Genomic DNA, 13,680 nt, shown 5'->3' on the forward strand with positions numbered 1-13,680 from the left:
GGTTTTTATGTTACGAAAACGTTGGTTCCGGTGGCTAATTCCGGGCCTTAATATTAAGCGTTGGCTTGCTCTCTATAGCTTAGGGGTAGGCTTATTAATCATAGGCATTTCACTATTGTTTAACTATCAATGGTTATCCTATATAGAGGATATAGTTCTTGCCTATTCCTATTCCTTAACGGGATATTATAATTATAATGTACTAATTTTGGTAGGTACTATTTTAATTGTTATCGCAGCCTTATTGATACTACTTGGTACAAGTAAGGTTATTAAAACTATTATTCGTGCCGTTTTACCAGATCCGTCTAGCAAGGTGTCGGATATTATTTTTCAAAATATTCGCCTCGATAAAGGTCCTAAAATTGTTGTAATAGGCGGTGGTACCGGTTTATCTAATTTGTTGCGTGGGTTGAAAGATCATACATCTAATTTGTCCGCCATCGTTACCGTTGCCGATGATGGTGGTTCATCTGGTCGTTTGCGCGAAGATTTTAAAATGATTGCACCTGGAGACTTGCGCAACTGTCTTGTAGCTCTTGCTGAACAAGAAGGTGTAATGGAAAATTTGTTCCGCTATCGATTTGATGGGGATAATGAGTTATCTGGTCATAGCTTTGGTAATCTCTTTATTACCGCTTTGGCACAGGTTTATGATGGCGATGTTGAGGAGGCCCTCGAAGCGGCAAGTAAATTGTTGCGCGTTCGTGGTCGCGTTATTCCGTCCTCCACAGAATTTATTCAATTAAGTGCTGAATTGGTAGATGGTACTATCGTTAATGGTGAAAGTAATATTCCTCATTCAGGACAACCAATCAAGCGTGTGTTTAGTACACCGGCCTTGCCAAAACCAGAAGGTGCAGCGCTACAAGCCATTGATGAGGCTGATGTTATTATCTTGGGGCCTGGCAGTCTCTATACGAGTATCATACCAAATCTATTGACTGATAAGATTGCGGACCATGTACGTGCTAGTAAAGCCAATAAAATTTATATTGCTAATGTTATGACACAACCTGGTGAAACGTCGGGCTATTCCTTGGCCGATCATGTACAAGCTATTATTGACCATAGTGGAGTTGGTATTGTAGATACCGTTCTTGCTAATGATGGTCCGCTGCCAATTCAAATGGTAGAACAATATAGCGCCGTTGGTTCTGAACCAATGGCAATTGATTCTAAACGCTTGCAAGAAATGGGGATACGTACGGTTCGTGCTACATTAATCAGCCAAGAAAAACCAGCTGTTCATGATCCAGAGCGTTTGGGTAAGGTTCTTATGGATATCATCTATGCTATGAAATCTGATATGGAACCAAGAGTATTAGAATATTACTTGCGTCGTGCAGATCACTAGGTCTACTGTTGTAGTTTGTCATTATATAAGATTACAAAATATTAGTTCCATAAGTTAAGGAAAGGAGCCTCTATGTCTTTTGCAGAAGATGTGAAAAATGAATTATGTGCCTATGAGCCTGAAACGGATACCGATGTGGCCATGAAAATAGAAGCATCTTGTTTATTGCGCATGGGTGGTTCCTTATTACTCGGTATGAATGGAGCGATTGGTGTACGCCTAGCCACTGCTAATAATGCGGTGGCTAGACGTTTGCTTGGTATTTTAAAACGACAATATGAATTGCCTACACATGTTTTAGTTCGACAAGGTCTAAATTTGCGTAAGAAGAATATGTATACATTAACGGTCGACCCATCTCAAGAGGGGCGTAGTGCTTTAGAGGATTTGGCCTTGTGGCCCGTTACAGAACAGTTACCGCGGAAGTGGCTAAACTCGATGGAGGCACGTCGAGCGTTTTTACGTGGCGCTTTTTTAGGTGGTGGGTCTGTTAATAAACCGCAAAGTGATTATCATCTTGAATTTATGACCGGCAATGAGTCCTTTGCGCGAGAAATTATATATGTTTTAAGATTATTTCATATTCATGCAGGGCTGACGGAGCGTAAAGAGGAGTATGTGGTATACCTGAAAGAAGGAGATGCTGTTACAAATTGTTTGCAAATCATGGGTGCTCAATCGGCATTGATGGAATTTGAAAATGTACGCATTATGAAAACTGTGCGCAATCAGATTAATCGGCAAGTAAACTGTGAAACGGCAAATTTACAGAAAACAGTTGATGCGGCTGTGCGTCAAGTAAAGGCTATCCGTATTTTAGATGAACATATTGGTATCGATACATTGCCGGATAAATTAAAAGTTGTTGCTAGATTACGTTGGGAAAACCCAGAAGCTAGTTTAAAAGAATTAGAAGAAATGATGAATGGTTCCTTGTCAAAATCGGGTATTGGCCATCGTTTAAAAAAGTTAGAAGCATTGGCCCTTACATATGATCCTATGGGGCTGGAAGAGGTTTAATTATGTTATGTAAGAAAACATACAAGCTAGCGACTATGTTAGCCGTTATGGGCGCATTGACAGGTCATGCTGCAAGCGATATAGATTTTAACTCCATAGGATATTTCTCGTTTACACCGTTACCTGCGCAGCTTGAGGCTCAGAAGGATACGTTACTGTTATCTGATAGTCCTGAGTACGTTGGGCCTGTAGGTGGTGTCCTTAGCGCGGGCAGTATAAATGGTAAAGGACGTATCTATTTCTATCATGTAAATGAAATGGCAGAGCCTCATAAGATTGCTATCGTACTGGAGAATACAGGTGATGCGCCGAATGGTATTGCTATTTTTCGTGAATTGAAATCCATTGCTACACCTGACTATTTTGCGGCCGGGCGTGATTTATCGCGGAAGGAGTTAGAGCAACCTTTATCGGATAGACAACTCTACTCTTTTGTAATGCCTCCAAAGAGTCGTCAATTGGTGTTTACCGATTTGGAGCATACACCAATTCCAAAGGATGCACTATTTACAGGTATTGTAGATTTGCAGACTAGTGCGCCTGTATTTGCACGGGTTATGATGATTCCTATGAGTCTTAACTCTATTGAAGCGTCATACTGGGTAAACAATTTGCCTATTGACCATGTGCGATTGCGTGGTACTTTCACCGGTGCTGAAAGAAAAATGGCTGTTTCTAAAGAATACAACACGACCTTAGGCGGCGCGTATGTGGAATTGGGTAATGATAGAGAAGACCGCTTCGTAGAAGGCGTCGATGAAATGGATAATAAGGCTTATGTAAAGGATTCTGGTAACTACGGTATTTCCTATACTGTAAAAATCCCTACGAGTGGAGAAGATCCATTCCGTCTGTACTTTAACCCTTTAGGTGGCGGCTATTCTGGTTCCTTTACGGTGAAAGCACAACGACGTTGGCAAAAGGTGCCTAGTGAAAGCATGACCTATCACGTTGGTGGTGATGATGGATTGATGGCATTAGGACACAATACGGTAATGGATTCTCGTTACATGGGTAACTATTATGGTGGTGATACATTAACCATTGAATTCATGCCTGCTGGGGCATCGAATTTACCAGTTCGTTTTTTACTCGTGCCTGAAGCGTTAGCCAATCCTCAATATGCACGTGTACTAGCTACTAATGAAGCGGGTCAACGTGCATTAGAGGCGGAAGCTCAAAAAGAAGCGGCGGAAGCAGCTAAAAAAGTGGCTATAGAAGAAAAATATGTAGCTGCCAAAGCTCAAAAAGAAGAACAAGCGCACCAATTGGCAGAACAAGCTAAATTGGCTGCTGAAAAAGCCGCAGCAGCTCATAAGGCCGCACAAGCAAGACAAGCAGAACTGGATAAACGTGAGGCTGAGGAGCAAGCTAAAATTAAAGCTAAGGCTGATGCAGCTGCTGAAAAAGCAAGAGCTAAAGCAGAAGCAGAACGCCAGTTAGCTGAACAAAAAGCGAAGGATGATGCTGATAAAGCCGAAGCTGCACGCATAGCAGCAGAGCAAAAGGCTAAGGATGATGCGGCTAGAGCTGAAGCAGCACGCTTGGCAGCAGAGGCAAAGGCTAAAGAGGATGCTCGTATTGCGGCAGCCAAAGCGGAACAACAACGTATTGCTGCAGAACAAGCAGCTCGAGAAAAGGCTCAGCGAGAACAAGCGGCTCGAGAAGCAGCGGAGAAGAAAGCACAAGAATATGCAGCAAAACTAGAAGCACAACGCTTAGAAGCGCAGCGTAAGGCTGAAGAAGAGCGCATTGCAGCAGAACAACGAGCAGAAGCTGCACGTATTGAAGCAGAACGTAAAGCTGCAGAACAGGCGGCTAAGACTGAAGCAGAGCGACAAGAAGCTGCTCGTAAAGCCGAAGCAGCTCGACAAGAGGCGGCTCGTAAAGCGGAAGAAAAACGGAAAGCAGCAGAGGCGAAAGCAGAAGCAGAGCGTATTGCTGCAGAGGTTAAACGTGCAGAAGAGGCTAGAAAAGCAGAGGAAGCTCGTCAAGAAGCATTGCGTAAAGTTGAAATGGCACGCCAAGAAGCAGCTCGTAAAGCTGAGGAAGAGCGCCTAGCAGCTATTGCCAAAGCGCAAGAAGAGTCGCGTAAGGCTGAAGAACGTCGTATTGCGGCAGAGGCGAAACGTGCAGAAGAAATGCGTAAAGCAGAAGACGCTAGAATTGCAGAAGAAATACGTAAGGCAGAGGCTGCAAGACATGCTGAAGCCGAACGTATCGCAGAAGCAGCTAGACTTGCTGAGGAAGCGCGTATCCGTGAAGAAAATCGTATCGCAGAAGCGGCACGTAAAGCTGAACGGGAACGCATTGCTAAGGAACAAGCGGAAGCAGCAAGAAAAGCGGAAGAAGCTCGTCAGTTGGCAGAAAAACGATATCGTGAATATGAAATCGCGCAAGCTCAAGCTAAAGAAGCGCGCCGTCGTGCTGAAATTCAACGAGAAGCTCAGAAGAAGGCAGCACAACGAGCTGAAGAAATCCGCTTAGCAGCACAACGACAAATTATCGCTAAGCGCAATGCGGAAATTGCTCGCCAAAAAATTGCAGAAGAGCGAGAAGCAGCACGTATTGCTGCACAAGGTGGTAAACGTCGTAGTTTTTCAGAGCTAGATGATGTAAATACAAATGTTGATCAAGAGCAAGATAATGCACAAGACGCAGTATCTATCGAGCAATTGACAAGAAGACGAAACTAAGAGTTCGCAACTAGTTTTACTATATAAATAGGATGTCCCTCGGCACATCCTATTTGTGTTTCTTCATTGGAATTACATTGACTTTCGTCGGTAATTTCAGTACAATGATAAGAGATAAATGCATTGAGCAGTACGAGATACTGTAGCATTACAAAACACCTTTTAAATTGGTCCAGAGAGGCTAATAAAGGACATATAGTTGAAGCGCCCTCAAGGGCTTCTTTGTGCAAACTATTCGACCTTTTGCCCTGGGCAGAAGGTCTTTTTTGTTAAGTGAGTTAGGAGGCAATCATGGGACAAGTGAGCTTGCATGGCAAACATTTGTTAGGGTTACAACATGCTACACCAGAAGAAATTAAATTGATTCTCGATGTAGCGAAGAAGATGAAAAAGGTTGTTTTGTCTGACGACAAAAAAATTCCTTACTTGAAAGGTAAGGCGATTATCAATCTATTCATGGAACCTAGTACACGTACGCGTAGTTCTTTTGAACTAGCAGGTAAATATTTAGGGGCTGATGTAATCAACATTACTCCAAGTGGCTCTTCTATGGGTAAGGGTGAAAGCTTCCGCGATACACTATTAACATTATCCTATATGGGAACTGATGCGATTGTTATGCGTAGTAGCGCAGAAGGTGCGCCACTCTATGCGACAAAAGCCGTTGACCCTATCATTATCAATGCTGGCGATGGTGCCCATGAACATCCAACACAAGCATTGCTCGATATGTTCTCCATTATTGAACGCAAAGGCTCTTTAGAAGGTAAAAAGGTTGTAATCGTTGGCGATATTATGCATAGTCGTGTAGCTCGATCCGATATTTATGGTCTTACTAAAATGGGGGCTGATGTACATTTAGCAGGTCCACGTACCATGCTCTATCCTGAGCTTGAAAAAATGGGTGTTACCATTCATCACGATGTGCGTGAAGCTGTGAAAGATGCAGATGTTGTCAATGTGCTTCGCATTCAATTAGAACGCATTCACTCCGCTCTATATCCAACAAATCGTGAATATGCACGCATTTTTGGTATCAATAAAGACGTATTAAGTCTTGCAAAAGACGATGTTATGGTTATGCATCCAGGTCCAATGAACCGCGGTCTTGAAATTTCCCCAGATGTAGCCTATTGGGATCAATCTGTAATTCAAGAACAAGTACGCAATGGCGTATCCGTTCGTATGGCTGTATTGTACTTAACAATTCATGGAGGTGACGGTAGTGAGCTTGCTTATTAAAAATGGTACGGTAGTCAATCCGGCAAAACAACAACATGAAGTAGCAGACGTTCTCGTGAAAGATGGTAAAATTGCAGCCATCGGTCAAAATTTAAGTGCAGACGGTGCTGAAGTATATGATGCTACAGGTCTTATCGTAGCGCCTGGTCTTATCGATATTCACACACATTTACGTGAACCAGGTCAAGAGGCTAAAGAAGATTTTCATTCTGGTACACAAGCGGCTGCTGCTGGTGGTTTTACGCGCGTTGTAACAATGGCCAATACAAATCCCGTTGTAGATAATGCAGCTCTTGTAAGAGGTTTGAAAAAACAAGCTGAACTTACTGGCGTAGTTAAGGTTGAATTTATCGGTGCCGTTTCAAAGAACTTGGAAGGTAAAGAATTAGCAGAGCTTGGCGATATGGCGGAAGCAGGTGTTGTGGCTTACTCTGATGATGGACACTATGTAGAAAGTGCTGCTTTCATGCGCCGTGCATTGGAATACTCGTCCATGTTCAACAAAATGGTTATCGATCATGCCGAAGATATTAGCTTAACTAAAAATGGTCATATGCATGAAGGCTTTGTATCTTATGAAATGGGTGTTATCGGCCGTCCAGCAGTAGCGGAAGATGTTGCGGTAGCCCGTGATATTATGTTAGCTGAAATGACAGGTGGTCATATCCATATTGCTCACGTAAGCAGTAAAAATACGGTGGATATGGTTCGTCGTGCAAAAGCGAAAGGCCTTAATGTAACTTGTGAGGTAACAAGTCAACATTTATCTTTTACTGATGAATACTTACGCGATTATAATCCAGCTTTTAAAATGGCGCCGCCAATTCGCTCCGAAGATCATCGTCAAGCATTGTTAGAAGGCTTGAAAGATGGCACCATTGATGCGATTATTACAGACCATGCACCTCATGCATTTGAAGAAAAAGACCATGAGTTCTGCTGTGCACCAAATGGTTTTAGTGGCCTTGAAACATCGTTGGCAGCTGTAATCACAAATGCTTATGGTCCAGATAAACTCAGCATCGACCAAGTTGTGTACTATATGAGTACTCGTCCAGCTGAACTAATGCGTCTAGATGCAGGTGTTTTAGAAGTAGGTAAAGCTGCGGACATTACAGTATTCTCTACTACAGAACAATGGACTGTAGACAGAAATAAATTCTATACAAAAGGTAAAGTTAGTCCATTTGATGGTATGACTGTTACTGGTAAAGCAAAACTTACCGTTGTAGACGGTAACATCGTTATGAAGGAGGGCGTAGTCCTATAATGAAAGGCAAATTAGTACTAGAAGACGGTTCCATATTTGAAGGTTCCCTATTAGGCGGCGCTCCAACGGTGGGTGAGGTCGTGTTTAACACGGGCATGACTGGCTATCAAGAAATCTTGACTGACCCATCCTATGCGGATCAAATTATTACATTAACATATCCACTCGTTGGTAACTATGGCACACTAAATGCTATTACACAAGGTCCTAAACCATACTGTAAAGGCTTTATCGTAGGCGAACTATGTGATTTCCCATCCAACTGGCAAAATGAAGGTTTATTTAGCGAATACCTTCGTTTACACGGCATTCCTTGTCTCTATGATGTAGATACGCGTGCCATTACTCGTACTATTCGTAACCATGGTGTTATGAAAGGCGTACTTGTGCGTGCTGATTATCCAATGGAAGATATTCAAAAACTGTTTAAACAAGATTTGCCAACAGACCAAGTTATGCGCGTCACTACAAAATGGCAAGGCATGCGTGGCGATAAAAATGCAGAGTTCCACGTTGCTGTAATGGATTATGGTGTAAAAGAAAATATTCTTCGCTCCTTAGAAGCGGCAGGTTGCCGTTTGACTGTATTTCCAGCAGATTCTAAGGCTGAAGAGGTATTAGCGGTAAATCCTGATGGTATCTTCTTATCTAATGGCCCTGGAGATCCTCAAGATCTTGGCTATGCTGTAGAAGAAGTGAAGAAAATGTTTGGTAAAAAACCAATCTTTGGTATCTGCATGGGTCACCAAGTATTGGCACAAGCGTACGGTGGTTCTACGTTTAAATTGAAGTTTGGTCACCGTGGTTCTAACCATCCTGTACAAGATCTTCGCACAGGCCGCGTATACATTACGTCTCAAAATCATGGCTTTGCAGTAGATGATACTACTTTGCCTGATTATATTGAAATTACACATCGTAGTGTAAATGATGGCACTGTAGAAGGAATGCGCCATAAAGAATTGCCTATCTTCTCCGTACAATATCACCCAGAAGCGTCCCCTGGACCTACTGATAATTTATATTTATTCGACGAATTTGAAGACTTGATGAGAAAGGGAAAATAATATGACCACAGAAGCAAAAAAAGTACTCGTAATTGGTTCTGGTCCAATTATTATCGGCCAAGCAGCAGAGTTTGACTATGCTGGTACACAAGCGTGCCGTTCCCTTCGTGAAGAAGGCTATAAGGTAGTATTGGTTAACTCTAATCCTGCTACTATCATGACTGATACAGATATTGCAGACCGCGTATATGTAGAACCTATTAGCCTTGAATTCGTAACAGAAGTAATCAAAAAAGAACGCCCTTGGGGGTTATTGGCGACATTAGGAGGTCAAGTAGGTCTTAATATGGCTGTTCAATTGTCCGAAGCAGGCATATTAGAGGAATACGGCGTTCAATTGCTTGGTACAACTCTTGAAGCCATTAAACAAGCAGAAGACCGCGAACTATTCAAGGAAGCGATGAAGGAAATCAATCAACCAGTTCCTGAATCTGACATCTTCAATGATCTTGAAGAAGCCGTAGCCTTTGCTAATCGCATTGGATATCCTATCATCATCCGTCCTGCATATACATTGGGCGGTACTGGTGGCGGTATTGCACATAACGAAGATGAAATGTATGAAATCACGCGCCGTGGTTTGAAACTTTCACCAATTCACCAAATCCTAGCGGAACGTTCAGTAGCAGGCTGGAAAGAAATCGAATATGAAGTAATGCGCGATAGTGCAGATAACTGCATCATCGTATGTAACATGGAAAATATCGATCCTGTTGGCGTACATACAGGGGACTCCATCGTAGTGGCACCAAGTCAAACATTGAACGATATTCAATACCAAATGCTGCGTACTGCATCTGTGGACATCATTCGCTATTTGAAAATTGAAGGTGGTTGTAACGTACAATACGCATTGAATCCAGATAGCAATGAATATATCGTTATCGAGGTAAATCCTCGTGTATCTCGTTCTTCTGCATTGGCATCTAAAGCAACTGGTTATCCAATTGCGAAGGTAGCGGCAAAAATCGCAGTAGGCATGACATTGGATCAAATTACTAATGCTGTAACAGGCGAAACTAAAGCATGTTTCGAGCCTACTCTTGATTATGTGGTAACTAAGTTCCCACGCTGGCCATTCGAAAAATTCAATTTGGCGGACCGTACATTGGGCACTCAAATGAAGGCGACTGGTGAAGTTATGGCCATTGACCGTTCTTTGGAAGGTTCTTTGTTAAAAGCCATTCGTTCTTTGGAAATTGGTTTAGATCATATTGAACTTAAGAAAATCGCTCATGAGTCCATGGAGCAGTTGATTGAACGCTTACATCTTGTAGATGATGAACGTATTTATGTTGTAGCCGAAGCACTTCGTAAAGACATCAGTGTAGAGAAGATTCACTACATTACAAAAATTGACAAATTCTTTATTGAAAAAATCAAGAATATTATCAATGTGGAGAAAGCATTGGCAGAAGAAGGTATTACTGAAGAAGTATTGCGTAAAGCAAAACGCTACTCTATTACTGATTCTGTTATTGCTCGTTATGCAAACACAACCGTAGAAGAAGTTCGTGCAAAACGCAAGGAATGGAATATTGTTCCTACATATAAATATGTAGATACTTGTGCTGCCGAATTCGAATCTAAAACTCCGTATTACTACAGTGCGTATGCGCAAGAAGATGAAGTTAAACCACTCGGTGAAAAATCCGTTGTAGTACTTGGTTCCGGTCCAATTCGTATCGGTCAAGGTGTAGAGTTTGACTACTGCTCTGTACATTCCTCTTGGGCACTTCGTAAAGCGGGTTACCAATCCATTATGATTAATAATAACCCAGAAACAGTGTCTACAGACTTTGATATTTCAGATTCCTTGTACTTCGAACCATTAACAGTGGACGATGTAATGGAAATCATTGATAAAGAAAAACCAGCTGGCGTTATTGCTCAATTTGGTGGTCAAACAGCTATCAACTTGGCGGGCCCATTAGCAGAGCGAGGCGTAAAAATCCTCGGTACTTCTGTAGATAGCATCGATATGGCAGAAGACCGTGAACGCTTTGACGAATTATTGGCAAAACTTGGTATCCCTCGTCCAGTAGGTGCGCTTGTAACCTCTGATGAAGAAGCACAAGAAGCCGCTAAAACCTTGAAATATCCATTGATCGTTCGCCCTTCCTATGTATTGGGGGGGCGTGCGATGGAAATCGTATATAATGATAAAGAACTTGATGTATATATGAAGGAAGCCGTAGTTGCATCCAAGGAACATCCTGTTCTTATCGACCGATACATGGTTGGTATGGAGGTAGAGGTTGATGCTATTTCCGATGGTACCGATGTATGTATCCCTGGCATCATGGAGCAAATCGAACGCGCTGGTGTTCACTCTGGTGACTCCATGGCGGTTTATCCAGCACAACATTTAAGCCAAGAAATTATCGATCAAATCGTAGATTATACACGTCGTATTGCAATTGGCCTCAATGTAAAAGGTGTACTTAACATTCAATATATCGTGGCTGATGGTGAACTTAATGTAATCGAAGTTAACCCTCGTTCTAGTCGTACTGTTCCATTCATTTCTAAGGTTACAGGCATTAACATGGTAGAATGTGCCACACGCATTGCTCTTGGTGAAAGCTTAAAAGATTTAGGCTTGCCATTAGGTCTTGTACCTAATAAATCATATGTAGCCGTAAAAGCACCTGTATTCTCATTCTCTAAAATGGGTCTTGTAGAAATCGCTCTTGGACCTGAAATGAAGTCTACTGGTGAAGTTATGGGTATTGGTCGTACATACTCGGAAGCATTGTTCAAAGCTATTAACGGTGCCAACATGCGTATCCCAGAAGATGGCACAATCCTTATGACTGTGGCAGACCGCGATAAAGAGGAAGCTAGCCAATTGGCAAAAGGCTTCATCGAATTGGGGTATCACATCGAAGCGACTGGTGGTACAGGTAAATACTTCAAAGAACATGGCGTTGACTGCAAGGTGGTTAACAAAATTTCTGAAGGTGATGACAACTGTGCTGATCACATTCGTCAAGATAAAGTGGACCTTGTACTCAACACATTGACTGCTGGTAAACGTCCTGAACGTGAAGGTTTCCAATTGCGTCGTCTTGCTGTTGAAATGGGTACACCATGCTTAACAAGCCTTGATACAGCACGTGAAGTATTGCGCGTTGTAGCAAATCGTAAAAATAATGCAAACTACAGTGTAGAAGCATTACAAGATTTTGAATTGGAGTAATACCATGAGTGGCTATGTAGAACAGGGCGAAGTCGTTCGCAATGAGCAAATAGGCTCAGATGTGTGGATCATGGATGTTCACGCACCAAAACAATCAGCAGAAGCAAAGGTAGGGCAGTTTTGTAATGTTCGCGTATCGGACTCTACGTCTCCACTATTGCGTCGCCCTATCAGCTATGCTGGATTTGATGCTCGAAAGGGTATTATTACCCTTTTGTATCGTGTCGTAGGTCAAGGGACTGAGATTATGACTCGTCTCGTACCTGGTGATACATTAGATTGTCTAGGTCCTTTAGGTGAACCATTTGTAACATCTAGGAACATGCTTCTCGTTGGAGGTGGTGTCGGTATTGCACCGATGTTATGTATTGCCTCTCATTTACAAGATGGAGAAGAAGCGCAAGTTATTCTAGGTTTTAGAAATGAAAGTGAAACCTTCTGGGCAGATTTATTCAAAGATACGCCTGTACAGGTTCATATCACTACTGATGATGGTAGTGTTGGTACAAAAGGCTTCCCTACGGCTATTATGCCTAATCTAATTAATGCTAATACGTTTACCTCCGTTATGACTTGTGGTCCAACACCTATGATGAAGGGGGTTGCACAAGTTGCTAAAGAGCTCAATGTACCTTGCCAAGTATCCTTAGAGGAACGCATGGGCTGTGGTACTGGTGGTTGTTTAGGCTGTGCTTGTGATGGTACTGAGGGTAAACGCTATAAAATTTGTAAGGATGGTCCTGTATTCCCTGCTGAGGAGGTGTTCTTTTAATGAGTGAACGCGATTTAAATAACACCGTTACTCCTAATCCAAAGCTTGCCGTTGATTACTGCGGCATTAAGATGAAAAATCCTATTATTGCTGCATCTGGCACCTTTGGTAATGGTCCGGAATATGCGGGGTACTTAGACCTTAGCAATGAAGTAGGTGCTATTTCCGTAAAAGGCTTAACACCAAAGGGCCGCCATGGTAATCCTGGCCCTCGTATTGCAGAAACGCCATCTGGTGTATTGAACTGTATTGGTCTTGAGAATCCAGGGGCAGAGCATTTTGTTACGGATATTTTGCCAGAACTTAAGAAATATGATGTACCGCTACTAGCTAATATGTCTGCTGGTACAGTAGAGGAATTTGCTTGGATGGCAGAAACACTATCTGTGGATGGTATTGCAGGCCTTGAAGTCAATGTATCTTGTCCAAATGTGGAGTGTGAAGGCATGGCGTTTGGCGTAGACCCAAAGGTTGTTGAACAAGTAACTAAAGCGGTTCGTAAAGTAACTGATAAACCTGTTATCGTAAAATTATCACCAAATGTAACAGATATTGTGGAAATCGCAAAGGCTGTAGAAGCAGGTGGTGGTAATGGGGTAAGTCTTATCAACACCTTGTTGGGTATGGCTATCGATATCCATCGTCGTAAACCTCTATTGGGGAACACGTACGGAGGCTTATCTGGTCCAGCTGTAAAACCTGTAGCATTACGTATGGTTCATCAAGTCTATAAAGGGGTTACTATTCCTATTATAGGACTTGGTGGTATCATGAGTGGTACAGATGCTATCGAATTTATGATGGCTGGTGCTCAGGCCGTACAAGTTGGTACAGCTACGATGGTAGATCCAACAGCTATTTCTCGGATTGCTCGTGAAATGGGCGAATATGTGGAAACACACAATCTTAATAGTATTACTGATATTGTTGGTGCAGTGCATCAATAAATATCTAAATAGAAAGGGGCTGTAACAGAATGCGGTTTTACCGCATTCTAGTTGCAGTCCCTTTAAAATATAAGAAATACCAAGAAAATTAGATTTGTAAAATCCTA

Annotated in this window: 9 protein-coding genes; all 9 read left to right on the top strand. The window is 42.3% G+C overall.

The annotated features are described in order from the left end of the window. The first annotated feature begins 7 nt into the window (after positions 1-7). The 9 genes from VEI_RS02570 (at position 8) to VEI_RS02615 (ending at position 13,573) form a co-directional block, all read left to right on the top strand. On the top strand, positions 8-1,357 hold the full coding sequence (locus VEI_RS02570; RefSeq protein WP_059361729.1) for a gluconeogenesis factor YvcK family protein: 1,350 nt from the start codon (positions 8-10) through the stop codon (positions 1,355-1,357). A gap of 72 nt (positions 1,358-1,429) precedes the next feature. Continuing rightward, positions 1,430-2,377, top strand: coding sequence for a DNA-binding protein WhiA (whiA, locus tag VEI_RS02575; protein ID WP_059361730.1), 948 nt, complete (start codon positions 1,430-1,432; stop codon positions 2,375-2,377). A gap of 2 nt (positions 2,378-2,379) precedes the next feature. Next, complete coding sequence (locus VEI_RS02580) at positions 2,380-5,073, top strand: hypothetical protein (RefSeq protein WP_059361731.1); 2,694 nt, start codon at positions 2,380-2,382, stop codon at positions 5,071-5,073. 291 nt (positions 5,074-5,364) lie between these two features. Next, a complete protein-coding gene (locus tag VEI_RS02590) occupies positions 5,365-6,315 on the top strand; it encodes an aspartate carbamoyltransferase catalytic subunit (RefSeq protein ID WP_059361733.1) in 951 nt (316 codons plus the stop codon). Continuing rightward, the gene (locus VEI_RS02595) at positions 6,299-7,585 is read left to right on the top strand and encodes a dihydroorotase (RefSeq protein WP_059361734.1); all 1,287 of its coding nucleotides are present in this window, start codon (positions 6,299-6,301) and stop codon (positions 7,583-7,585) included. Before VEI_RS02590 ends, VEI_RS02595 begins: the two co-directional genes overlap by 17 nt. Next, positions 7,585-8,652: a glutamine-hydrolyzing carbamoyl-phosphate synthase small subunit gene (gene carA / locus VEI_RS02600; RefSeq protein ID WP_059361735.1), complete on the top strand. Its 1,068-nt coding sequence runs from the start codon at positions 7,585-7,587 to the stop codon at positions 8,650-8,652. The genes VEI_RS02595 and carA overlap by 1 nt, the downstream gene beginning before the upstream one ends. A gap of 1 nt (position 8,653) precedes the next feature. After that, the gene (gene carB / locus VEI_RS02605; protein WP_059361736.1) at positions 8,654-11,854 is read left to right on the top strand and encodes a carbamoyl-phosphate synthase large subunit; all 3,201 of its coding nucleotides are present in this window, start codon (positions 8,654-8,656) and stop codon (positions 11,852-11,854) included. 4 nt (positions 11,855-11,858) lie between these two features. Next, positions 11,859-12,626: a dihydroorotate dehydrogenase electron transfer subunit gene (locus tag VEI_RS02610; protein WP_059361737.1), complete on the top strand. Its 768-nt coding sequence runs from the start codon at positions 11,859-11,861 to the stop codon at positions 12,624-12,626. After that, entirely contained in the window at positions 12,626-13,573 is a 948-nt protein-coding gene (locus VEI_RS02615) for a dihydroorotate dehydrogenase (RefSeq protein ID WP_059361738.1), read from the top strand. The genes VEI_RS02610 and VEI_RS02615 overlap by 1 nt, the downstream gene beginning before the upstream one ends. The last annotated feature ends 107 nt before the right edge of the window (positions 13,574-13,680 follow it).

It is taken from the genome of Veillonella tobetsuensis (assembly GCF_001078375.1).
Taxonomy (GTDB): Bacteria; Bacillota; Negativicutes; order Veillonellales; family Veillonellaceae; genus Veillonella; species Veillonella tobetsuensis.